This window comes from Halovenus rubra (assembly GCF_026586665.1).
Classification (GTDB): domain Archaea; phylum Halobacteriota; class Halobacteria; order Halobacteriales; family Haloarculaceae; genus Halovenus; species Halovenus rubra.
On sequence record NZ_JAODIY010000048.1, the window covers coordinates 19,887 to 41,839 of the forward strand.

Sequence of the window (21,953 nt, forward strand, 5' to 3'; positions counted from 1 at the left end):
TTGTCTGTGGGCAGAGTGTGTTCACATACCGTCACGAAGGTGTTCGTACTGCTCGCGGAAACTCGCCAGGCACGACGAGCAACAGAAGTGGTACACCTCACCGTCAAACTCTTCGCGTTCGCCTTCAGTAGAGACAGTGTTGCCACATTCGACGCATTCAGGAGCCAACTCTGCGTTATCAAGGCTGGGACTCCACGTAGTATTCTGAAGAAGTTTGACATCGTATGACCGGATCACATCAGTCGGAAACTCCGCATCAAACAACTGCTCGATATTGCCGTCAGGAACGGTTGCAGTACAGACGAGCGTCTCGTCGGCTGTGCGAAAGACGTGTTCGACCGGCTGGCTCGTCTGGAGTTCTGTGTGTAGTCGCTCACCCTCGCCCGGTGACGCCTGAATTCTCACGAGTATCGGTGTTCCTTCACGTAACATACCGCGGTCAATTGCGACCGTGAACCGCTCGATGAGACCGACTGTTTTGAGGCGGTCAATGCGGTCTGAGACGGCAGGGGCAGAGAGACCGACTGTTTCTGCAATCTCACTGTACGAACGTCGCCCGTCTTCGAGCAGAAGTCGCATGATTTCACGGTCCGTGTCGTCAAGTCCTCGCATACCGATATTTCGTGGGGTGGTGGAAAATAACCGATGGTTGGACAGTTCAGATGCTCTCAGAAGAATCGTCATCCCCATCAGCAGCCCGAACATGGATCGAACCCGCAATTGTTTCAGGAATCGAGACAGTGTCGCAGTCGTCGAGACCGACAGTTACCATTCCAATTGGGGCAACCTCTGTGACGCTGACTTCTGTCCCCGGCGTGAGACCGGCATCCTTGAGATAATCTAGTTCCTCAGCGTTGCGGTCCCTGACACGCTCGACCACAACGGTTGTCCCCTCCTCGCACTCCTCAAGCGTTCCCCCGTCAGTCCCGTCGATCGGGTCCAGGCTGTCAGTCGGAATTGGATCTCCATGTGGGTCAACAGCTGGGTCGTCGAGTGCGTCCGCAACGCGACGCTCGAATTCCTCGCTTATGTGATGTTCCAGACGATCGGCCTCGTCGTGGACCTCAGCCCAGTCGTAGTCAAGATGTTCAGCGAGGTAGGTTTCGATGAGTCGGTGGTGCCGGAGAACTTCAAGTGCGACTGTCTCACCCTCTGTGGTGAGCTCGACACCACTGTATTTCTCGCGGTCGACAAGCTCTCGCTCTTCGAGTTTCGTCATCATGCTCGTGACTGTCGGCGATGTCACCTCCATATACTCGGCGATGCTAGAGGTAGAAACCGGGTCCCCCTTCATCTCCTTGAGCTCGTAGATAGCCTTCAGATAATCCTCCATCTTCGCGCTCAACATCATAGGAAAGATTAGAGTTGGTCTAAACAAAAACATGGCGACTGCCTCCGAGATAGGCAAAAGCTTGTCGAGACCGTGCGTGCCGAAGGCTTTTGGGGATGTTGTACCTAGCAGGTAGTATGAGAGACGACCGCGACGACCCGTTCGACGAGTTCTTCAGCGAGATAGAGCGCATGATGAACGAGATGATGGGCGGCGATGCAAACGTACATTTCGAACACAATGCTGGGACAAACGGTGGTCCGGAACCGACCGGAAATGTCCACATGGATATTCATGAGAGCGACGACGAGGTTCGACTGGTTGCGGATATCCCTGGCGTCGACAAAGAGGATATCGAACTCCAGTGCGACGGCCGGACCCTACACCTCGACGCGACAGGAGAGACTCGAGAGTATCGCGAGCAAGTATCACTCCCAGTTTCTGTCGATGAGCAGTCTGCACAGGCAACCTACAATAACGGCGTGCTCGAAGTTGTTTTTGACCGCGATGGCGATTCGACAAGCATCGATATCTGAGTTGTCTTCCGTGTGAACGACACGTTGTGGGCTGGCAGGTACTAAATATGTCCCCCAATATCAGGGTAACAGCGCTACGGGCTATTGGCGTGTAGGTAGCGTATGGAAGTGACACAGCACCTTCCAATCGCCGGAACAGAGTTGAAACAGCAGCTCATGCAGGTCATAGCCCTCTGGCTTGCACTGACCTTTACGCTTGCACTCGCGCTTACCCTGTTTCTGCCTTAGTCAGGCAGGAAGCTCTTCGAGTCGAGAGCGCGCACGCTCCAATGTGGGTGGTCTGGCAGCGACCTCGACAGTTGCCCTATCGGTTCCATATGTAACCTCGACATCGACGGCCTCGTCATGTAGCCACGACAGCAGTGACATTGCCTCGTCGGTGAGTGGGAGTGTCAACTCTGTATGCGCTAGCGTTGGTAGCTGCTTGCAAATCTGCGTCGTCAACCCATTGAGGTCGGTATCTTCCTCTGCGCTGATAACGACCGGATCGGGTGCGAGGTCAGCGATGGCTTTGGCTCGTTCTGTCCGCTTCGCCTCGGAAACGAGGTCAGCTTTATTGAGCACGGTTACAACGGGCGGATGGTCGTCACCAAGCGCGTCGTGGACGGTTTCGAGTTTTCGCCGAAGTTCGTCAGCAGACTGTGCGAGGTCTGCCACAACGACGACCGTATCCGCCTCTTCGACAGCCGTGAGCGTGTTTCGGAACGATTCGACCAGCCAGTGCGGGAGGTCATCAAGGAAGCCGACTGTATCAGTCAGTAAGGCCGACCGGCCGTTCAGCGTTGCGCGTCGAGTTGTCGTTTCGAGGGTCTTGAACAATCGGTCCTCGACGGTGGCGGTCTCATCGAGGTCCTCGTGTCTCTCGGGGTCGAGTTCCATCTCCTCAGCTAGCCGCCGGAGGAGCGTCGACTTGCCGGCGTTCGTGTAGCCGGCCAGCGCGACAAGCTCGAACCCGTTTTCGCGGCGCTGTTCGCGGTGTTGCTGGGCGACCGAGGGTAGGTCGTCGAGTTTGCGTTCGAGTTCGTCGATGCGGTCAAGCAGGTCGTAGTAGGGCGTCCCGCTCTCGGTGAATCGGTTGAGCGCACCCTCATCGGAGAGCGCCCTGACCCGCGGTAGGCGATAGCGCAGGCGGGCCAGTTCGACCTGTAACTGTGCCCGTCGGGTTCTGGCCTGTTCAGCGAAGATTTCGAGAACGACACGGTGGCGGTCGACGACGTGTGCCCCGACGGTATCTTCGAGCGTAACCGTCTGCTGGGGCGTCAGTTCGGCGTCGACGACGACCGTATCCGCGCCCGTCGCTTCGACCATGTCGGCGATTTCGTCGACCTTGCCGGGCCCGAGTTCGGTCCCGGGGTCCGGCGGTCGCTGTTGTGTCACCTCCCCGAGGATGCGTGCGCCGGCGGCCTCGGTCAGTCCGCGAATCTCTTCTGTGTCCGGTTTCTCTTCAGCTGTTCGTTGTGCGACAATTGCCGTCTGTAACATGTGTGATGGACGGCTGCAGTACTCACTGCTCTGTCCCACCCCAGCGCTGCCGCTAGGGGTAAATCAAGCAAGACGGGCGTCAACAACACGCTAGCTATTCGGCAGCCTGGCGAAAAGCAAACGCGTTGAGAGACCCCGTCAGAAAGAGGAGAGCTTCATGCTATCTATCTGTGGCGTATCAACGGATAAAAACATTATGTGACAAATGTGAACAAACAGGCCAGTCTCAGAGCCAGACAACTACACCTGTTCGTATACGATGTCAGCCACGTCGTCCCAGAAGCCGTCATCGTACTTTGTCGCTGAGTCGACAGTGGGTCGGGCGTTCGTCTCGTTGACAACAGCTCGGTCGTCGGTAACGAGCAGGTCAACGCCGAGCCAAGAGAGACCTAGCACATCGGCAGCTGATTTGGCAAGCGATTGCAGGTCGTCGGTGAGGTCAATGCCCGTTGCTTCAGCCCCACGATGGACATTGTGTTTCCACTGTCCGGCGGCGAGAGCGTCGTCGGGCAGTCGGCGTTCAACTGCGCCAACCACGTCTCCATCAACGAGCATCACACGGAAATCACGTGCATTGGGCACATACTCTTGGACCAGAAACGACTGGTCACCGGTCGCGCGGTAGTCATGGACGAGATCAAGGTAATCACAGACCCCAAGAAAGGAGTCGAGGTCAGTGACTTTTGCAACCCCGATACCTCGCGTGGTCGAGTTCGGTTTGACCACGACAGGCCCCGAAATCTGTTCGAAGGCGGCCACAAGGTCGTCTTCGTTAGCAGGGTTCGAGACGATGACTGTCTCAGGCACAGAGAGACCGGCAGCTGACAAGCGCGCAAGACACTCACCCTTATGCCGCGAGCGCAGCATCTCGTCGCGACCGTTTACCCACGGCACATCAAGCAGTGCGTCCGTGACGCCACCCTCAGCAAGCCGCGCGGGATAGACAAACCCAACGTCAAATGCAGCAGCATCGACGGGCGGGGACGAAAGTGAAATCGACTGGGTGGTCAAATCCACATGGTCAGCTTCGATACCGCGGGCTGCCAGTGGCTCTTGTATCCTATCGTAGGTCTCTGCGTTCGTCGCCACCGCCAGTCTAAGCATACACGCAACAGCGGGCTGTAGGATAATAGCGTTCGCGGTTCAAGAAGAGCCTTATTCGAGTTCTTCAGCGAGGTCGTCGGCGTCGATGTCAGCGTCTTCGAGCGCTTCTTCGAGGCCAGCGCCACCGCCGCCACCCATGCCGCCCATCATGCCGGGCATGCCCATCGGGCTGTCCTCGATAATTTCTTCGACGACAATCCGGTCGATACCGAGCAGGTCAATGAGTTCCTGTCCAATCTGCTGTTTTTGCATCATCCACTGCTGGTTCATCGTCAGCTGGGGCGTCGCTTCGATATAAAGGGACTCCTTTTCGACTTCGACGGTCTCGTACTCGGGTTCGTCGTCTTCGTCGTCTTCGTCTGTCTCCTCGTCTTCGACAAGTTGTTCTTCTTCAACGGTGTCGGTCTCGAAGCGCATTTCGAGGTCGAGACCGAGGTACATGTCGACCAGTCCGTCGGCCATCTCTTTGCGGTCGTCGATAGTGTCGACAATCTCGTAATCGTACTCAATGTCGTCACCGGCAAGAGGGTGATTGAAGTCGACACGCGCGCGACCGCCGATGATTGTCTCAACAAACCCTTCTTCGCCGTCGATTGTGACCTGGCCACCGGGGTAGCGGTCATCCTCGGGAATCTTGTCTTTGCTGATGGTTCGGACTTCATCCTCGTCAAACTCACCGAACGCCTCACTTGCTGGAACAGTCACGGACCCTTCGCTATCGACTTCCTGACCGCGGATGTCGTCTTCGACGCTGGCAAAGATGTGACCCTGACCGAGCACAATCGTCCGCGGACCGAACTCTCGGTCCTCCTCGTCGATTCCTTCCTCTTCGGCGACCTCTTGGGAGGTTGTATCGACAAGTTGGCCGTCCTCAATCGTACGGGCGGTGTAATCGAGGTGAATAAAGTCGTCGTCCTGCAGTCCACTCTGCTCTTCGTTTTCTGTTTCTTCTTGGACTTCTTCTTCCTCGATGTCGCCGTCGGCCTGTGTCTGCTCGTCGTCGGCCTCGGATTCGTTGCTCATACCGTTTTGGTCAGTCGTTGTACTCTTAAGCACTCCGTTTCGACGCGCTCGTGACAGGATTTCACGTAGGAACGTGGCGCTATGACCAGAGACTGGTTTCAGGCCTGACAACACCACGCGGTTTTTAGCGGTGTAACTCACAATCAGACCCATGTACGAGGTTGAACTGAAGGTATCCGCAGAGCACGCGGTGGTCAGAGACACGCTAAAACGAGTGGGCGCGAGTCACATCGAATCGGTACAACAGGAAGATACGTACTACGATGCACCGGACCGCGAGTTTGTCGAAACCGACGAAGCACTGCGGATTCGTCGTGAAACAACTGACGGTGGAACGAATCGGACAGCCGTGACCTACAAAGGACCACTTGTCGAGGAAGCCTCGAAAACCCGAGAGGAGGCAGAGACGTACATCGAGGACGATGAAGCGATGCATGCTGTCCTGACAGGATTGGGGTATGAGGCTGCTGCCACAGTGACCAAAACACGGGAACGGTACACCCTCGATGACTGTACCGTCACGCTGGATACGGTCGAAGGAGTTGGCGAATTTGTCGAGGTTGAACGCGATGCCAAAGACACCGAACAGGCGCTCTCGGCCGCGCGGGCAGACACTATCGATGTCCTCGAACAGCTTGGACTTGACCACGACGACCAGATTCGGACGTCCTATCTTGACTTACTTCTCAGCGAAGGCGACTCATCTTAAATATTACTCACAGGTATCAGAGTAAGCATTAGCGTTTCCGTAAGTTATAGACACGCCGGTGTCGAAACAGGAGCAATGACAGAGCGGAACATTCGTGTCGAAAATACAGAAGGGCTTGCAGTCGAAGACCAACACGTAGAGATTGTCGAGCGCAAGGGTCTCGGTCACCCTGACTCAATCTGTGACGGTGTCGCAGAGGAGGTCTCACGCACCCTTGCCCAGACATATATCGACCGCTTTGGTAAGCCCCTGCATTTCAACACTGACGAGACCCAGTTAGTTGCCGGGACTGCATCGCCAGCGTTTGGCGGTGGCGAGATGCTCGAACCAATCTATTTACTCATCGTCGGGCGTGCAACCAAGACCTACGACGGCGAGCGAATCCCCGTCGAGACAATCGCACTCCGGACTGCACGGGAGTATCTCGACGAACAGTTCCCGTATCTCGACGTTGGGTCGGATATCATCGTCGACGTGAAGCTTGGGGAGGGAAGTGGCGATCTTCAGGAAGTATTCGGCGAGGACGGACAGTCTGTCCCAATCGCAAACGATACCAGCTACGGCGTCGGTCACGCGCCACTAACCGAGACCGAGCAAATTGTCTACAACACAGAGCACAAGCTCAACACGGAGTATGCGTCCAATAACCCCGAGCTAGGACAGGATATCAAGGTGATGGGCAAGCGCGAGGAACACCACATCGACGTGACCGTCGCCGCCGCGATGGTTGACGAACATCTCAGTGACCTTGATGCGTATCGCGACGCGGTCGCCAACGTCGAGACGTTCGTTACGGACCTGGCTACGGAGTACACTGACTGCGATGTGACAGTGCATGTAAACACTGCAGACGAGTACGAAGATGGGTCGATTTATCTGACGACAACCGGTCTGAGCGCAGAGCAGGGTGACGACGGGTCCGTCGGTCGAGGTAATCGAGCGAACGGTCTTATCACACCAAACCGCCCGATGAGTATGGAGGCAACGAGCGGCAAGAACCCTATCAACCACATCGGGAAGATTTACAACCTACTCAGCACTGAAATTGCCAAGTCTGTCGCCGCAGACGTTGCCGGGGTCCGTGAGGTCCAGATTCGCCTTCTCTCACAGATTGGGCGGCCTATCGACAGACCTCACGTTGCAGACGCAAAGATTGTCACTGACGACGACGTGACCGTCGAAGATATCCACGACGAGGTTGCAACAGCTATCGACGCCGAACTCAGCAGCGTGACTGACCTGACTCAACAGGTTATCGACGGCGAACTTTCCACATTCTAACCGGCAGTCGATTCAATGTGGGTTTAAGCCTCGACACGTTTTGCCAGCATATGAACCCACCCGGAGCCGATACCGTCCTCGTGCGGTTCAGCGGCGAGGTCGGCGTCAAGAGCCGGTCCGTCCAACACCGGATGGAAAGGCAACTCCGGCAGAACCTCAAGCAGATGCTCGCCCGACACGACCTTGATGTGTCTATCGAGGCTGAGCACGCGCGACTGTACGTTCATACGACACCCGAAGAAGTCGATGCAGTCGCCGAGGTCACTGCCAGAGTGTTTGGCGTTACCTCCGTTAGCTCTGTCAGGGAAATCGACCCAACACTGGACGCTATCCGTGACTTGCTAGCGGAGACGGCACGCGAGCACTACGAGAGCGGAACGTTCGCAGTGCGCGCTCGTCGGGCCGGCAACGAGGAAGACCACCCGTTTTCGAGCACGGATATCGAACGGGAGGGTGGAGCGGCAGTGTTTGAGGCTGCCCAAGCATCAGATATCGAGCCTGAGGTTGACCTCGACGACCCCGATCTCACGTTCCGCGTGGAGTGTCGGCCAGAACGAGCGTTCGTCTACGTCGGTATACAGTCCGGTGCCGGTGGATTACCGCTGGGCACCCAGCAACCAGTCGTTGCGCTGATGAGCGGTGGTATCGACTCGCCGGTGGCGGCTTGGCACCTAATGAAACGGGGGTGCCCTGTCGTCCCTGTATACGTCAACCTCGGACGGTTTGGCGGCGTTGACCACCGCGCTCGTGCCGAGGAAATCACACAACAGTTGACTACATATACCCCCGACGGCTTCACGATGTGGGTCGTCCCCGGCGGCGACGGCCTCGAACAGATTGCCGAAGAGACAGAGCGGTACCAGATGCTGTTGACACGTCGGTATATGCTCCGGATTGCCGAACTCATCGCGGAACAAACCGGTGCAGTCGGAATCGTCACTGGCGAATCTATCGGACAGAAATCGAGCCAGACCAGCGCAGCAATCCGGGTCACCGACGCAGTCACAGACTGCCCAGTCCACCGACCACTCCTCACGCTAGACAAACACGAAATAACAGACCGTGCCCGCGAGATCGGGACCTACGAGGAGTCAACAATTGATGCGGGCTGTAACCGACTTGCCCCAGAAAACCCTGCGACACGCCCACCGCTGGCAACAGTTCGTGAGACTGAGCCAACCAATATTAAGCGTTTGGCAGCGTCTGCTGTTGAGCAAGCCGAGCAGTGCAACTTAGAGGCTCCCGGCGATAATCAGTTGTTGCAGTAGTTCGTTTCTCGCTCGGAAACACAGAATCTGGGTTTATGTTTTGTAAGGAGTAAATGGATGATATGGTGTCAAAGAAGAAACTCACAGCAGGTATCGCACTCTTTGCAACCGTCGCGTACGCAGTCACTCGTCTGAAAGGCTCGAATGAACCGGTCGCTCCCGAAGAAGACATTCACGTCGAAACGAACTAAACTCTCTTGGCCTTCGCGGGCTTGTGCGCTCGCTGTCGCGGTGTGAGATCGGCAAATCTTACATTTGATTGACTATTTCACAATAGATTTAAGAGAGTCTCTGTCGTGATAAAAACTGATGGAACATTCACATCCAAGTCTGTCCGAGATAGGTCGTCTCAGTTCATACGCATTAGCGGGAATGATACTGCTATTCACGAGTGGCCTTCTTGGAGTGTTTGAGTTCATCCCGTTCTCAGCGGTGAGCCCAGACTGGAATCTCGGTACTATAAGTCCCGTAGACGACTCAGTCGTTGTCTTCGTCGGTCTGCCGCTTGCACTCGCTGTGACGCTTATTGTCCGTGCTACGTCCAAAGAGCCAGCAGATGTCACAGTAGCGTTGTTTGCTACCCCATGTATACTCACGGGCTGTTTGGCACTGTATCAATACTACGTTACCCCGGCAGGTTTCCACTGGAGTGGCGCGCTGAGTATGGGAACCACAATACTGCTGTCGTTTGTCGTTGTTGCAGACGGCATGATCGAACACGTTACTGTGAGCTAAAAGCGGCGGTCGGTGTTACAGGTCAGCGACCTTCGCGACCGATTGCTTCGAAGCTTTCGACGATATCTGTCACGTCATCTAAAAGTCGCTGGACCCGCTGTTCCAGTTCCTCGGAACTCGTTTCAATTGAGAGGTACTCCTCGTGGGCTTTACGTTCTTCGTGGGGAATCTCTGCAGCAATGACGCGGCGTTTGGATTCGACACCAAAGTAGTCGCCGAGCAGTTCGTACCCCAGAATCTCACACTGACGCTCGACGGCAGTGCGCACGTCTTCGCGGTCGATAGGTTTGCAGAGATAGTCGTCGAAAGGCATGTCGAGTACGTCGAACCCCGGGTCGATTGCCGTTACCATGATAATCTTGCCGTCGAAGCCGTACTCATCGAGTTCAGCCAACACGTCATCGCCGGACATTCCCGGCATATGGCGGTCAAGCAACACGATATCTATCTCTTCGTTCTTGACCGTAGAAAGAGCTGTCTCGCCGTTGTAGGCCGTCTCTACCTCACAAAGACCTCGAAGACGGAGGGCATACGCATCCGCCACCTCCTTCTCGTCGTCAACGATGAGTGCGATAGGACGGTGTTCCGTCGTATCCTCCATAGGCCAGTCTTACTGCTCCGTTTGTTGTCGGTATATATAATGGCTGGCATTCCTTAGGAACGCCCGACTCAGCGGGCGGCTGTCAACCACGAACGGCGAGTTACCGCGTATGTCTGTATTACTAGAGGGTGGTTGGCATCAGGTTCTTTGTAGTTAGTAATACAGGCGAAGTAGACAGGGTGCTTTGATAAAAATATGTTACAGCACCGTCCCCGTAACCGGAAAACGTCAGAAACGCCCGACGAGCAAGAAGCCGCCGCGGACGGCGTATCGACACAGGTCGTGCTGGAGCTTCTCGGTGATGAGTATACGCGTGCAGTCCTCCAGAGCGTTGCTGACGAACCCCGGAGTGGCTCAGAGGTCGCAGAGTGTACCTCGATGTCGAAACCGACCGCGTTTCGGCGGCTCAATCGGCTTGCCGAGGAAGGGTTGGTGCACGTTCACCAACGTATTGATACAGAGCAGGGACACCATCACAAGGTGTACGAGGCCCAACTAGACACCCTCGAAGTAGACCTCGACAGCCTACTCGAAAGCATCGATACGTGAGCACATGACGCCCTCCGTCACGAACTGAGGCGCCGGATTCGACGCCAGAGTCGCCGTGCAAGCGGGACTTGTTCTCCCGGTTCTTTCACAACCAGGACAGATGTGTCTGTTTCAGCGGCTACGTAGTCAGTCGTCTGGCCGAAGAATTCGCGATATCGGTCAGGATGTGCTGGCGCTCCCATGACAAGCAGGTCTGCCCGATTAGCCCGAGTGACCAGCGCAGTTTCGATATCGTTTGTCCGAATCAGTTCCGTCTCGGCTGGCGAGGAGAGGAGGTCAGTCATATCAGCAAGATACTCGCGGGCAGAGTTTTCGGCTGCTTCGGAGGCGTCCTCGGGAATGGCTTTGACCAGCGTGAGCGAGGCCCCCGTTGCAGTGGCTACTGTGTCAGCAACCCCAACCTCGGCGCGGTCGAACGGCCCGGTCTCGGTCGCAACGATGATATCTCCAATCTCACCCGTCCCGCGGTGTTTTAACACGGCCAGCCTGACTGGAAACTCCGAACGCAGAATCTCGTCGACGTGACTCTCCCGGAGGTGTCGTTTCCGGATTGGGTCGAGCCAGTCAACCAGTACCAGTTCGGTCTGGTCGTTGACACTCTTGAGAAGTGCATCTGTTCGGTCGTGGGTTCGGACGTGGTCAAAGACGACAGCATGGTCTCGCAACGCCAGTTTGTGTTCAATCTGTTCTTGCCAGTCGTCGTCAACATCGTGCTCGGCTTCTGACAGTGGGAGCTGTGACGGGACTTCGGTGACAGTCAGTACGTCCAAGTCAGCGTCCAGTCGGTCAGCGAACGCACGCATGACTGTGACCAGATGAGGGCTAGTTGTTCCCTCGATGGTCTCGGCAAGCACGTGTTTCCCAATCGGGCTATCGTCGCCAATTTGCCCCTCTTTTTTGTCGATTGACTGCCGGTACTGGGCACCGAGTATCTGGTCTCTAATGTCGTGGTCTGGCTGAACCGGGTCACCGACGCGCGTCTGAACGAAATACCAGACGACACCGAGCACAATGAACCCAACTGCCGTGACCTGTGAGAGCAGACCCATAAACGGAATCAGTGCGAGCGCCGCGGCCGCACCCACCAGTGGCAGAACCGGCGAGAATGGCGTTCTATAGTCGGGATCGTACCATTCCGGCTGGGCAGTTCGAAGAATCACGACAGTGATGTTGAGCAGGGCAAATACGAGAATCCCAAACGTTCCACCGAGTTTTGCAAGTCCTTCGACATCGAGAACAAAGACAAGCGCGACCATGACACCGCCAGTAAGCCAGATAGAACGCGCTGGTGTCCCAAATCGGGGTGAGGAGCGTTCGAAGGCGGACGAAAGAAGATTATCACGGGCCATCGCAAACGGGAACCGTGATGAGGTGAGTACCGCGGCGTTGGCTGTCGAGACGGTCGCAAGAATACCAGCGATAGTAATAACTGCCCCGCCAATGCTGCCAAGGAACAAGCCGCCTGCGTCAGCCACCGGCGCAGTGCTTTGGGCGATTTCGTCGGTACTCATTACGCCGGTGACGATGAGCATCACCAGAATATAGAGGAGTGTGACAAAAATGACGGCCCCGAACATCGCGCGGGGAAGCGTCCGACCAGGGTCTTCGACTTCTTCGGCGACGGCAGTGGCCTTGACGATACCAAGATACGAGATGAACACGAGTCCTGTTGTCGAGATAATTCCTTCAACCCCCGACGTTGCAGCTGTGGACCAGTTTGCGGGGTCCGCAGCGAGAACGCCCCCACCAGAGAAGATAGCGAGAATCCCGACAAGTCCGACGACGACCGCGTTTTGTAACTGACCGCTCTCCTCGGCACCGACCCAATTGATGATGGTCAGCACAAATCCGCCACCAATTGCGACGCCAAGAACCGGTACATCGAGAAACTCTGTGATATACCATGCAAGACCGACAAGGGCAAATGATCCCTTGAAGATGAGAGATATCCACGCCCCGAACCCGACAACGGCCCCCACGAGTGGCCCCATTGCGCGGCTCGTAAAGTAATACGAGCCGCCAGATTGGGGCATCGCTGTCGACAGTTCGACCGCACACATCGTGGCGACAAGTGCAATCAGGCCAGCAATTCCAAACGAAACTGCAGCCGCGGAACCTGCCCCCTCAGCTGCTGGACCAGGCAACACGAAGATACCGGCCCCAATCATTGTCCCAGCTGTCACGGTGAAAACTTCGAATACCCCAAGGTCGCGGCTTAATTCCGAATCGTCGTGACTGACCATCTATCTCCCCCTCTGAGTGGTCAGTAGTCCGCGCCAAACCAAGGGACCAACAGCAGCCGACGATTCCCAGTCAGGACACTCACCCTTACCCACCCAAGGTAGTACCAGTCGGTCCCGGACGATCGTCTTTCTTGTGAACATTATCGTTCTTATTTGTGGTATTGTCTTTCAAGTATTTAAAACACCTGTTCAAACGATATTTATACGCCGGGATACTACTATACTGTTAAATCATGTATAATACGTGTAATCCGGAACGTCAGTCACATTGCTCACTAAGAAGAAAGATTCATTCACAAACCGTCAGAATGTGGAAGCGATGAGTCGTCCTCTTGATAACGTTGACAAGCAAATTTTATTCGAGTTACAGAAAGACGCTCGGAAGACATCTTCAAGCGATATCGCCGATGGAATCGGTATCTCCGCGAGTACTGTCCGTAACCGGATTACGCAACTCGAAGAGCGTGGTATCATCCGGGGATACCATATCGATATCGACTACGAGCAGGCAGGGTATCCGCTGTACACCAAGATTGTCTGTACAGCCCCTATCGACAAACGCGGAGAGCTCGCACAGCGGGCGACGAAAGTCGAAGGCGTAACTGCGGTTCGTGAAATAATGACTGGTGAGCGAAACGTCTACGTCAACGCCATTGGTGAGGACCACGATGAGCTCAGTCGGGTTGGACGAGAGCTGACCGAGCTGGGGCTGACAGTTGTTGACGAGCAACTCGTTCGTGACGAGTTTGTTTGTCCGTATCAGGGGTTTACAGGAGAAGAAGACTGAGTTGTTACTCAGGATTCATCAGCGACGTCGAAGAACTCTTCGAGCAGTTTTCGCTGGCCTGCACGCAGGTGGTGTAACAGCGTCGGTCCCGTTATGTCGAGGGCTTCTGCCACTTCCTGTGCGCTGCTGCCTCGGGGTGACTCAAAGTAGTCCGCGAAAAAGGCTGTGCGAAGGGAGTTCTCTTGTCGGTCAGTGAGTTTGTCGCGAAGTTCGTCCCGAAACTCCCGTGCGGTAGTAACATCGCGCTCGCGTTCACGCTTGGCGAGCACGTCAACATCGTACTCCCGCGAAAGCGCCGCAACAATGCGTCGAACGTCTTCTTCCGGAGAGCATTCGATACCAATATTACCTTCGCCGGCCGTAAACTCCCCAGAGCGGACGGTAACGCCGCTGGCAGCAAGTAACCCAAGTGGTGTCCGCGAGCCGAGACAGACTTCGAGAACACCACCCTCCTCGTACTCACCGATGACACGAGCTTCGTGTGCACCATCATGTTCTCGGAGCGCCGTGGCAACCGATGGCACGTTCTCCTCAGCGACAACATAACAGAGCAACTCCTCACCCTGCGGGACAACGCCATCAAGTGAAAGCGCCGTCTCTGCCTGACTCGCGGTTGAGACAAGCGGGGCTTCGGGGTCAGACACCTGTAAATCAAGGTCAACGACCGTATCTGAGAGCAGGAGGTTCCGGTGACGAGTCGCGTTAATCGCAAACCCGGCCATTTCACCGACGGTCTCGAAACTCGACCGTTCGCGCTCGGAGAAGGCATCCTGTTCGGCGGTGTACACGCCGACGACACCGTACACGCTGGAGCCATAGATAAGTGGAATCGCCAGCAACGACTGTAATCCGTCTGCGAAGGCAGCCCGCCGAATCGGCTCGGCAACGCCGTCATCGTCCCCAATTGGCTGGACGACAACTGACTCACCGGAGTCGATGGCCCGTTCCTCGGGGACAGTGACCTCATCGAGACAGGCGTCGATTTCGTCGAGCGTTCGCCCAGTGCGGCCCGCTGCTGCACGGATGACAATGTCATCACCGCCGAGTTCGTGCTCACCAACCCACGCGAACTCGTAGATATCGGTCTTGCCGAGTTGGCGGCAGATTGTCTCCGCAATTTCTTCGCGACTCGCTGCATCGACAAGGTCGGCAAGAATATCTGAGATAAGTTCGTTGAGAACGGTCAGTCGTTCAAGGTTGTCACGCACCGCTTCAGTTCGCTGTTGTTCTCGGTAGCGGCTGGTCGAGTCAGTAACGTAGACGAAAACCCCGTCATCGGCGGGGACAACTGTCACCTCGAACCACCGATCGAGTGACGGATAATACTCCTCGAAAGACTGTTCTTCCGCAGGTGGTGAGGCGAACGTATTCGAGAGTGAAGCCTCGATTGAGTCAGGAAAGACCGATTGAATCCGGGAATCCACTGCTTGTTCACAGGAGCACTCAAGCAGGTCACAGGCGGCATCGTTACAGTCCCGAATAGTCCCGTCGTAGTCGACGGTTAGAATTCCGACTGGCGCGCGGGCAGATGAGTCATTCATAATCAGTCCTCCATAGATCGTGCCAGAGAGCAAGTCTGACCGGTAAAGAAACGAGTCACTGCTGGTCAACTCCTCGTATCTCGAACTGCGCGCCACCAAGAGTCGACTCGGTCACGTCGACGTACCATCCGTGAAGGTCAGCAATACGTGCGACGATTGCTAGCCCCAGTCCCGTTCCGTGCTCATCCGAAGAGTAGCCCGGTTCGAGCACTTTCTCGCGCTGATGTTCCGGAATCCCGGGACCGTCGTCCGCAACGTAGAATCCATCTGTGTCGGCAATGTTTCCGACTGTTACCTGGACAGAAACCTCAGTGGACGTATGTTCATCCTCGGCTGTGGCGTCTGTAGCAGCGTCACTCGTCTGTGAGTTATGATTCGTTGCCCCGTGTTCGACGGCGTTGCGAAACAGGTTCTCGAAGAGTCGGCTGACTCGGTCTGAGTCTGCCTGTGCAGTTGGCAGTTCGTCTTCAACAGTTAGCGTTGCGCCGTTCGTTTCGACCGTTTCCCAGGCCCGCTTGGCAACAAGACCAAGGTCGACGCTCTCATCTGGGTCGACAACGTCTTCGCCTCTCGCGAGTGTGAGGACATCCTGAATAATACGCTCCATGCGCTCGTGGGCCTGCTCAACGTGGTCAAAATGCTTGTCTTCATCAAACTCACGACCAGCATCTAGCCGCGCCCGCGCAACATCAAGTGGATTTCTGAGATCGTGGCTCACAACACTGGCAACATGGTCGACAGCGATACCCTGTTCAAATGGTTCGGCTTCTGTTTCACAGGTTTGTTCCGTCTCTGCGGGTGTGCAATCTGTCTCGGACATGTGAGAAACGTCAGTAAACAACAGACAGCCGGCAGTCGAGTCAGTCGGTGCTGTAACGTCGACAAGGTATCGCTGGGTCGGGCCACCATCTGGTTCGACTGTCGCAGTGAACTGCTCTCCATCGCGCAGCGCAGTTCGTATCTCATGGGAATCAGGTGTGTCAAAGTAATCGAACACCAGTGTGAACGAATCACCCGCTTTCAGCGCTACCAGTCGGTCATCGAACGGCTTGTTTGTCCCACTGACAACCGGCCCACCGTCATCGAACCTAAATCGACATACCGGTACCGGGAGGGTGTCAGCCGACAGAGCATCGATCTGTGGGTTTCCGTTATCCATCATTCTGTTAGCCGGTGATGCACTTTTTGTGTGACACCACCAGCGGTGCTATTTCATCGTCAGTGCTCTACCCTCTTAGTGGTGGATACTAGCTATACAGATATCGTAGTATCAACCCGATTTTCTACAGGGACAACGAGCCCGAAAAACGACAACCTAACAGTGTGGTTGAATGAACAAAAGGTAAACAAGACTGGTCGTACGGTGAAATAGAGAAGAACGAACGGGCGCGAGGGCGGGGAAACCGGGGCAAGGTTTCCGATACCGCGCCCGTTCAATGAAAGCTGGCTGTCCGTCAGGGGGACGGAGTAAAGCGGCGATATGTCGCCGCCATCTATCCATATGGTGAGAACCAATATAACGTCGCTCCCCCGTTTCCGTCCCTGAGACAGACCACAACATTGATATGTATGTATACCGGCAATCCTTGCAATCTGTATAGCTAGACACTATCTGAGTGGGCTACGCAAATAACTAGCATACCCTTCCAGTAGGAACGGATGCGATAGTGTAGATATGGCAAGCACTCACCTGTCGACGAACCCACCGGAATCCCCCGTCACAGACGGGGCTGATAGTCGAGAATACGACGCAGAATCGCTGCTCGAACTCCTTGGCGACGAGTACACACAGCAGGTTTTGGCTGCCCTCGGTGATAACTCTCTTACAGGGAGTGAACTCATCGATTGTACGGGTGTCTCAAAAGCGACAGCGTACCGTCGTCTCGATGACCTGCAGGATGCCGGTATCGTCGAATCGGCGCTCCACATCGACCCAGGTGGACACCACTGTGAACAGTACCGGCTCGCAGTCGACGAGCTCGCAATCTCGTTTGGTCCTGATGGGTTCGATGTAACCATCGATAACCCTGAAACGGACTCGCCCGCCGACAAAGAATCGCTCTCGATAGCGCCCGCTGACGACTGAACCCCTCCACCATAGTTTTGTACCGATCCCATATTGTTTTCAGCACCCAAGACTGATTTTCTATACCAGTTATTTGGCAGTTGTTCTCACAAACCAAACAAATTATACGTTATATAGATCGGCCGAATCCGGGGTAGGTCGGAGTCAATCCGCCGTTTCCACTCGGCGTTGCTTGCGGGAGGGCGTATCGGGAGAGAGCAAAACATCTACCACAGTAATTCACCTTTTCGTGCGCGAGAACAGACACAAACGGTCCAAGTCAAGACCGTAAACCAACCATTTGAAAGACTCATCAAGGCAAAGAGGACAGTTGCTAGGCAATCACAGAGAGATGGCGTCGCTAAGATTGGCTCCGAGATGGAACCCTGGAGTTCGAAAAAGGGTTGTCTGGGTGTGTGTCTGCCGAAGAGATTAGGCATCTGTGGTCTGAGTGTCTTGTATGGATGAGACGAAAAGCGAGCGGTCAGGGAGCGGACTCATCGCGGCCCAAAACTGCCCCGAGCAGCTTGCCGACGAGACAGCACTAGATGCGTTCCGACAGCATAATTCCGTCGCACTCGTCGAGTTTTATACCAACAATTGTGGCATTTGTCAAAGCATGGAACCGGTCATTGGTACTGTTGCACAAGCACTTAATCTCTCGGTCGGGTTGCTCAATCCACGAGATGACCCGACGCTGGTGAATCGGTTTCAAATCCAGCGTATCCCGCTTCTCGTTCTCTTTGTGGATGGCGACCCCGTTGGGCGACGGGACGACGGATTCGTCTCCGGCAATGAACTCACAGAATGGCTACGGGAAAAAACGGACCGTCAACTGTGACCGACATATCCGATACTTTGAGAGAGAAGTAATCGATGCTTTTCGCCGAAATGACTTGGAATGAAGTCCCACTCTTCGCAAACTTATATACATAATATTACAAAACTCTTTCATACCGTTCACACAATCAAAAACCATGTCCGGCACAGTCGACACACAGATTCAGATACTTCATGTCGACGACGAGTCTGAGGTAACGGAGTTGACTGAAACATTTCTTACCGAGGAGGACGCCCGGTTCACTATGACAACGGCGACTAGCGCGGAGGAAGGGTTATCGGTGCTAGATGACTGCTCGCCTGATTGTATCATCTCCGATTATAATATGCCGGGAATGGATGGAATTGAATTTCTACAGGCTGTCAGAAGCACACAGCCGAACCTTCCCTTTATTCTGTATACTGGGAAAGGAAATGAAGCGGTCGCCAGCGAGGCAATCTCCGCCGGCGCAACCGACTACCTGCAAAAACAGTCTGGCGGCGAACAGTACCGGTTGTTGGCAAACCGTGTGTTGAACGCGGTCAGCCAATATCGCTCAAAAGCCAGGCTTCGAACGACGCGTGACGAGTATACAGCCGTTTTCGAGAGCGCACAGAGCGGGCTTCTTTTAGTCGACGTTGACGACAATGGCTTTTGTTATCGGCAATGTAACCCACGAGCAGTTGAGCTGATAGGGAAAGACCGAGAGAACGTTATCGGAGCGACGCCACAGGAGGTCCTTGGTCCGGTCGACGGAGCCAAAGTCACCGGAGCCTACCGCAAATGTATCGACACGGGAGAGGCAGTCAAGTATACGGTCACGCTCACGCAGTCGGGGAAACGCGTAATTCGGGACTGTAAGGTCGCCCCTGTCAGTTCGACTGGGCAGGTCGAAGAGTTGGTTGTCACACTGCAGGATATCACTGACCAGCGACGTCACGAACGCGAACTGGAGCGATACCGGACCGTATTTAACGAGCTACCGGACCCTGTAGCAGTCTGCGACGCGGATGGACAGTACGCCCTTGTCAACGATGCGTTTACTCAGATTCGTGACCAGTCACGTGAAGAACTCAACGGGAAGTCAAGCCCGTATCTCACAGAAGTTCGTGAGGAGAAACCAGACGCATTCGACGCATTGCGTGATGGTTCTCTAGCGACATTGCGAAGCGAGGTGACTGCGGACTTTTCGGGATGGGGGACTCGTACGCTCGAATGCCGGCTTTCCCGTGTCACAGCTGATGATGACGATAGCATAGTTATCGTCACACGCGATATCACAAGCCAAAAGCAACGCGAGCAGGATTTTTGGACGAAAAAACATCAGTATGAGACGTTAGCAGAGAACTTTCCGGATGGGGCAGTGTACCTGATTGACGAAGAGATGGTTTGTCTCCGCGCTCGTGGTGAGGAGTTGAGCGAAGTTGGCTTTACACCCGAAGATATCGAGGGACACACACCACATGAACTGTTCCCGGACGATATCGCGTCGGAACTATGTGACTATTACGACGCGGCTTTTGCAGGCACATCTCACACGTTCAGGCAAGAATACAACGGCGAGTGTTATCGAATTCAGACAGTTCCGGTCAGGTCAGGAAAGCATATCGAACAAGTTATGGCCGTCTCACAGAACATTACCGACGACATTCAGGACCGTCGGCGACTCAGGCAGCGCGACGAACAGTTGACACAGCTCCACGATGTGACTCGTGAACTGCTTGCCGCCGGCAACCCCGAAGAGGTGGCAGCGGCAGCGAGCGAGTCGGCCAACAGTATCCTCGATTTACCGCTAAACGGCATCTATTTTTACGACGACAGCGTGGACGGACTGGTTCCTGTTACCCTCTCGTCTGCGAGTCGTGAACTGTGGGACGAAATGCCAGTGGTAGATGAGGGTATCGCCTGGGAGGCGTTCAAAGCAAACGAGAACCGGTTTTATGACGACTTACGCGAAGAATCAAACCTATTCAATCCTGAAACCGAAGTGCGGAGTGAAATGTGCCTCCCGCTTGGTGACCACGGCATATTTATTCTCTCTTCACCGGAATCGGACTCATTCGACCAGCCCACGGTTGAACTCGCTCAAACACTCGCTGCAAACACCAAGGCTGCACTGGATCGAATCAGTCAAGAACAGGAGCTACGCAACCGAAAGGAAGCACTTGTTCGAAAAAACGAACGGCTAGACGAGTTCGCAAACATCATCAGCCACGACTTGCGCAGTCCCCTGACTGTGGCTGAAGGACATATCGAACTGGCTCAGGACAACCATGACGATCCACATCTTGCACAGGCAACCGAGGGAATCAACCGAAGCAAGGCACTCATCGACGACCTACTAACGCTTGCACAAAATGGTGAGACAGTCGGTGAAATCAGGCATATCGAGCTTGCAACTCTGGTCAGACATAGCTGGCAAACCGTCGACACCGGAGACACAACACTGACTGTCGATGTGACAAGCACGATACAGGCAGACAGAAGCCGACTTCAACAGTTGTTCGAAAACCTCTACCGAAACGCAATCGAACACGCTGGTGAGGACGTGGCTGTCCATGTCGGTGAAACGGAGGGTGGCTTTTATGTTGCAGATACTGGGGCTGGTATCCCTGCAACAGACCGTGCCCAGATTTTCGAGGCAGGCTACTCGGCCAGCGGGACCGGAACTGGGTTGGGCCTCCGAATCGTCAAGCAAATAATCGAAGCCCATGGCTGGGAAATCGCAGTAACTGAAAGCGAGGCAGGTGGAACACAGTTCACCATCACTGGCGTCAGCTTCGTTGAGTCCTGATAGAACCGGGGTCTGTTGAGCTAGCGGTCCGGTTGGGGTCGAAAAGCTGCGAAATCGAAGGTGGAATAAAAAAAAGGAGGAGAAGGCCTATATTGATTAGCCACCAGGTTCGAGTATGGGACTTTACCGCAGTGTCCGGGCCGTCACAGGAGCGAGTGGTGACGGGCCCATCGACTGGAATGCCGTTGCCAAAGCAGCCAAAGCATCGGTCGACCCGGGCAACCTCGACGTCTCCGCGGCCGAACAGCAGGCATACGCCAATGATGCTCGCGATGCGCGCGACCGCGTCCGTGCGGTTACATCTCTTGACTTCGATTTGCCCGAGCGTGTCGAAATCCAGAACAGACACCACTGGCTCGACGCAAACATAGCAACGTTCGAGCGTGTGATGACGCCACTCGAACAGCAGACCCAGAAAGCGCCAGGAGTGGCACAGATGACAAACACAGGCTCAATGGCCTTCTCGTTGCGGTTTCTCTCTAGCCATGTCCTCGGCCAGTATGACCCGCTCTTGCTTGCTGATAACGACGCTCATGCACTCTATTTTGTCCGCCCGAATATCAAGCATGTTGCAGAGGTGCTAGACGTCTCCTACCCTCGCTTCCGTCGTTGGATCGCGTTCCACGAGATTACACATGCAGCAGAGTTCGGCGGGGCTCCGTGGTTGTCCGCCCACCTCGAAACCAACATGCAAGAAACCATTGAAAAGCTGTCAAGTGGCAATCTCGACCGATCGACACTTGGACAACTCGATACGACGATGACAGCGGTCGAGGGGTACGCAGAGCTTATTATGGACCGTGCTTTCGACGAAGAGTACGACGACATGCGTCGGAAACTGGAGCAACGACGAGATGGACAAGGGCCTGTCGAACAGCTGATTCGCCGGGTCCTCGGACTCAGTGTCAAGCGCCGCCAATACGAGCGCGGAAAGAACTTTTTCGAGACAGTTGTCGAACTGCGAGATATCGAGACAGCAAGCCGCGTCTGGGAGTCGCCCGAACGGTTGCCGACCGACACAGAGCTTGATGACCCCCGTGCCTGGCTCTCACGAATCAACTGAGTGAGAAATAACTCTCCAGTCG

At 55.1% G+C, this 21,953-nt stretch carries 22 protein-coding genes; 13 read left to right on the forward strand and 9 right to left on the reverse strand.

Annotation, left to right across the window (positions count from 1 at the left end):
• Positions 1 to 21 precede the first annotated feature (21 nt).
• Together N5098_RS17090 and N5098_RS17095 are read right to left on the reverse strand one after the other, a co-directional pair.
• Positions 22 to 612 carry an AsnC family transcriptional regulator gene (locus N5098_RS17090; RefSeq protein ID WP_267639050.1) on the reverse strand — a complete coding sequence of 197 codons (591 nt, stop codon included), beginning with the start codon at positions 610 to 612 and terminating at the stop codon, positions 22 to 24.
• Between the two features lie 46 nt (positions 613 to 658).
• On the reverse strand, positions 659 to 1,348 hold the full coding sequence (locus tag N5098_RS17095) for a metal-dependent transcriptional regulator (protein WP_267639113.1): 690 nt from the start codon (positions 1,346 to 1,348) through the stop codon (positions 659 to 661).
• Positions 1,349 to 1,467: 119 nt separating this feature from the next.
• On the opposite strand from N5098_RS17095, the gene N5098_RS17100 reads away from it, so the two are divergent.
• Entirely contained in the window at positions 1,468 to 1,866 is a 399-nt protein-coding gene (locus N5098_RS17100) for an Hsp20/alpha crystallin family protein (RefSeq protein WP_267639051.1), read from the forward strand.
• Positions 1,867 to 1,968: 102 nt separating this feature from the next.
• Positions 1,969 to 2,094, forward strand: a complete 126-nt coding sequence (locus tag N5098_RS17105; protein ID WP_267639052.1) for a hypothetical protein — start codon at positions 1,969 to 1,971, stop codon at positions 2,092 to 2,094.
• On the opposite strand, the gene N5098_RS17110 is transcribed toward N5098_RS17105, so the two are convergent.
• The 3 genes from N5098_RS17110 to N5098_RS17120 all read right to left on the reverse strand — a co-directional run bounded on the left by N5098_RS17110 (position 2,095) and on the right by N5098_RS17120 (position 5,475).
• Positions 2,095 to 3,348 carry an HflX GTPase family protein gene (locus N5098_RS17110; protein WP_267639053.1) on the reverse strand — a complete coding sequence of 418 codons (1,254 nt, stop codon included), beginning with the start codon at positions 3,346 to 3,348 and terminating at the stop codon, positions 2,095 to 2,097.
• A 240-nt stretch (positions 3,349 to 3,588) separates the two neighbouring features.
• Positions 3,589 to 4,452, reverse strand: coding sequence for an ATP-grasp domain-containing protein (locus tag N5098_RS17115; RefSeq protein WP_267639054.1), 864 nt, complete (start codon positions 4,450 to 4,452; stop codon positions 3,589 to 3,591).
• Positions 4,453 to 4,503: 51 nt separating this feature from the next.
• Complete coding sequence (locus N5098_RS17120; protein ID WP_267639055.1) at positions 4,504 to 5,475, reverse strand: FKBP-type peptidyl-prolyl cis-trans isomerase; 972 nt, start codon at positions 5,473 to 5,475, stop codon at positions 4,504 to 4,506.
• A 151-nt stretch (positions 5,476 to 5,626) separates the two neighbouring features.
• Between N5098_RS17120 and cyaB the strand changes: the two genes are divergently transcribed.
• From cyaB to N5098_RS17145, 5 genes are all read left to right on the forward strand, one after another.
• Positions 5,627 to 6,184 carry a class IV adenylate cyclase gene (gene cyaB, locus N5098_RS17125; protein WP_267639056.1) on the forward strand — a complete coding sequence of 186 codons (558 nt, stop codon included), beginning with the start codon at positions 5,627 to 5,629 and terminating at the stop codon, positions 6,182 to 6,184.
• A 75-nt stretch (positions 6,185 to 6,259) separates the two neighbouring features.
• Complete coding sequence (locus tag N5098_RS17130) at positions 6,260 to 7,465, forward strand: methionine adenosyltransferase (protein ID WP_267639057.1); 1,206 nt, start codon at positions 6,260 to 6,262, stop codon at positions 7,463 to 7,465.
• A 50-nt stretch (positions 7,466 to 7,515) separates the two neighbouring features.
• Positions 7,516 to 8,733, forward strand: coding sequence for a tRNA sulfurtransferase (locus N5098_RS17135; protein WP_267639058.1), 1,218 nt, complete (start codon positions 7,516 to 7,518; stop codon positions 8,731 to 8,733).
• 62 nt (positions 8,734 to 8,795) lie between these two features.
• Positions 8,796 to 8,924, forward strand: coding sequence for a hypothetical protein (locus N5098_RS17140; RefSeq protein ID WP_267639059.1), 129 nt, complete (start codon positions 8,796 to 8,798; stop codon positions 8,922 to 8,924).
• Between the two features lie 118 nt (positions 8,925 to 9,042).
• Positions 9,043 to 9,468, forward strand: coding sequence for a hypothetical protein (locus N5098_RS17145; protein ID WP_267639060.1), 426 nt, complete (start codon positions 9,043 to 9,045; stop codon positions 9,466 to 9,468).
• A gap of 22 nt (positions 9,469 to 9,490) precedes the next feature.
• Here N5098_RS17145 and N5098_RS17150 read toward each other — a convergent pair whose 3' ends face one another.
• Complete coding sequence (locus N5098_RS17150) at positions 9,491 to 10,069, reverse strand: response regulator (RefSeq protein ID WP_267639061.1); 579 nt, start codon at positions 10,067 to 10,069, stop codon at positions 9,491 to 9,493.
• Between the two features lie 195 nt (positions 10,070 to 10,264).
• Between N5098_RS17150 and N5098_RS17155 the strand changes: the two genes are divergently transcribed.
• Positions 10,265 to 10,618 carry a winged helix-turn-helix domain-containing protein gene (locus tag N5098_RS17155; protein ID WP_267639062.1) on the forward strand — a complete coding sequence of 118 codons (354 nt, stop codon included), beginning with the start codon at positions 10,265 to 10,267 and terminating at the stop codon, positions 10,616 to 10,618.
• A 17-nt stretch (positions 10,619 to 10,635) separates the two neighbouring features.
• Here the strand turns inward: N5098_RS17155 and N5098_RS17160 are convergent, their stop codons facing one another.
• Entirely contained in the window at positions 10,636 to 12,861 is a 2,226-nt protein-coding gene (locus N5098_RS17160) for a universal stress protein (RefSeq protein ID WP_267639063.1), read from the reverse strand.
• 319 nt (positions 12,862 to 13,180) lie between these two features.
• Here N5098_RS17160 and N5098_RS17165 point away from each other — a divergent pair, with 319 nt between their 5' ends.
• The gene (locus N5098_RS17165) at positions 13,181 to 13,648 is read left to right on the forward strand and encodes an Lrp/AsnC family transcriptional regulator (RefSeq protein ID WP_267639064.1); all 468 of its coding nucleotides are present in this window, start codon (positions 13,181 to 13,183) and stop codon (positions 13,646 to 13,648) included.
• An 8-nt stretch (positions 13,649 to 13,656) separates the two neighbouring features.
• Here N5098_RS17165 and N5098_RS17170 read toward each other — a convergent pair whose 3' ends face one another.
• Together N5098_RS17170 and N5098_RS17175 are read right to left on the reverse strand one after the other, a co-directional pair.
• Positions 13,657 to 15,189, reverse strand: a complete 1,533-nt coding sequence (locus tag N5098_RS17170) for a bacterio-opsin activator domain-containing protein (RefSeq protein ID WP_267639065.1) — start codon at positions 15,187 to 15,189, stop codon at positions 13,657 to 13,659.
• Positions 15,190 to 15,244: 55 nt separating this feature from the next.
• Entirely contained in the window at positions 15,245 to 16,351 is a 1,107-nt protein-coding gene (locus tag N5098_RS17175) for a sensor histidine kinase (RefSeq protein ID WP_267639066.1), read from the reverse strand.
• Positions 16,352 to 16,864: 513 nt separating this feature from the next.
• Here N5098_RS17175 and N5098_RS17180 point away from each other — a divergent pair.
• The 4 genes from N5098_RS17180 (at position 16,865) to N5098_RS17195 (ending at position 21,931) form a co-directional block, all read left to right on the forward strand.
• Positions 16,865 to 17,275: an ArsR/SmtB family transcription factor gene (locus N5098_RS17180; protein ID WP_267639067.1), complete on the forward strand. Its 411-nt coding sequence runs from the start codon at positions 16,865 to 16,867 to the stop codon at positions 17,273 to 17,275.
• A 439-nt stretch (positions 17,276 to 17,714) separates the two neighbouring features.
• Positions 17,715 to 18,095, forward strand: coding sequence for a thioredoxin family protein (locus N5098_RS17185; protein ID WP_267639068.1), 381 nt, complete (start codon positions 17,715 to 17,717; stop codon positions 18,093 to 18,095).
• Between the two features lie 136 nt (positions 18,096 to 18,231).
• The gene (locus N5098_RS17190; protein WP_267639069.1) at positions 18,232 to 20,868 is read left to right on the forward strand and encodes a PAS domain-containing protein; all 2,637 of its coding nucleotides are present in this window, start codon (positions 18,232 to 18,234) and stop codon (positions 20,866 to 20,868) included.
• 115 nt (positions 20,869 to 20,983) lie between these two features.
• Positions 20,984 to 21,931: a zinc-dependent metalloprotease gene (locus tag N5098_RS17195; protein ID WP_267639070.1), complete on the forward strand. Its 948-nt coding sequence runs from the start codon at positions 20,984 to 20,986 to the stop codon at positions 21,929 to 21,931.
• Positions 21,932 to 21,953: the final 22 nt, after the last annotated feature.

Bases quoted from the DNA above. Each gene is read 5' to 3' on its own strand.
- N5098_RS17190 (WP_267639069.1), top strand. From the start codon at position 18,232: ATGTCCGGCACAGTCGACACACAGATTCAGATACTTCATGTCGACGAC.
- N5098_RS17180 (WP_267639067.1), top strand. From the start codon at position 16,865: ATGGCAAGCACTCACCTGTCGACGAACCCACCGGAATCCCCCGTCACA.
- N5098_RS17140 (WP_267639059.1), top strand. From the start codon at position 8,796: ATGGTGTCAAAGAAGAAACTCACAGCAGGTATCGCACTCTTTGCAACC.
- N5098_RS17185 (WP_267639068.1), top strand. From the start codon at position 17,715: ATGGATGAGACGAAAAGCGAGCGGTCAGGGAGCGGACTCATCGCGGCC.
- N5098_RS17135 (WP_267639058.1), top strand. From the start codon at position 7,516: ATGAACCCACCCGGAGCCGATACCGTCCTCGTGCGGTTCAGCGGCGAG.
- N5098_RS17175 (WP_267639066.1), bottom strand. From the start codon at position 16,351: ATGATGGATAACGGAAACCCACAGATCGATGCTCTGTCGGCTGACACC.
- N5098_RS17105 (WP_267639052.1), top strand. From the start codon at position 1,969: ATGGAAGTGACACAGCACCTTCCAATCGCCGGAACAGAGTTGAAACAG.
- N5098_RS17110 (WP_267639053.1), bottom strand. From the start codon at position 3,348: ATGTTACAGACGGCAATTGTCGCACAACGAACAGCTGAAGAGAAACCG.
- N5098_RS17115 (WP_267639054.1), bottom strand. From the start codon at position 4,452: ATGCTTAGACTGGCGGTGGCGACGAACGCAGAGACCTACGATAGGATA.
- N5098_RS17170 (WP_267639065.1), bottom strand. From the start codon at position 15,189: ATGAATGACTCATCTGCCCGCGCGCCAGTCGGAATTCTAACCGTCGAC.
- N5098_RS17145 (WP_267639060.1), top strand. From the start codon at position 9,043: ATGGAACATTCACATCCAAGTCTGTCCGAGATAGGTCGTCTCAGTTCA.
- N5098_RS17160 (WP_267639063.1), bottom strand. From the start codon at position 12,861: ATGGTCAGTCACGACGATTCGGAATTAAGCCGCGACCTTGGGGTATTC.
- N5098_RS17195 (WP_267639070.1), top strand. From the start codon at position 20,984: ATGGGACTTTACCGCAGTGTCCGGGCCGTCACAGGAGCGAGTGGTGAC.
- N5098_RS17090 (WP_267639050.1), bottom strand. From the start codon at position 612: ATGCGAGGACTTGACGACACGGACCGTGAAATCATGCGACTTCTGCTC.
- N5098_RS17130 (WP_267639057.1), top strand. From the start codon at position 6,260: ATGACAGAGCGGAACATTCGTGTCGAAAATACAGAAGGGCTTGCAGTC.
- N5098_RS17150 (WP_267639061.1), bottom strand. From the start codon at position 10,069: ATGGAGGATACGACGGAACACCGTCCTATCGCACTCATCGTTGACGAC.
- cyaB (WP_267639056.1), top strand. From the start codon at position 5,627: ATGTACGAGGTTGAACTGAAGGTATCCGCAGAGCACGCGGTGGTCAGA.
- N5098_RS17165 (WP_267639064.1), top strand. From the start codon at position 13,181: ATGAGTCGTCCTCTTGATAACGTTGACAAGCAAATTTTATTCGAGTTA.
- N5098_RS17100 (WP_267639051.1), top strand. From the start codon at position 1,468: ATGAGAGACGACCGCGACGACCCGTTCGACGAGTTCTTCAGCGAGATA.
- N5098_RS17120 (WP_267639055.1), bottom strand. From the start codon at position 5,475: ATGAGCAACGAATCCGAGGCCGACGACGAGCAGACACAGGCCGACGGC.
- N5098_RS17095 (WP_267639113.1), bottom strand. From the start codon at position 1,348: ATGTTGAGCGCGAAGATGGAGGATTATCTGAAGGCTATCTACGAGCTC.
- N5098_RS17155 (WP_267639062.1), top strand. From the start codon at position 10,265: ATGTTACAGCACCGTCCCCGTAACCGGAAAACGTCAGAAACGCCCGAC.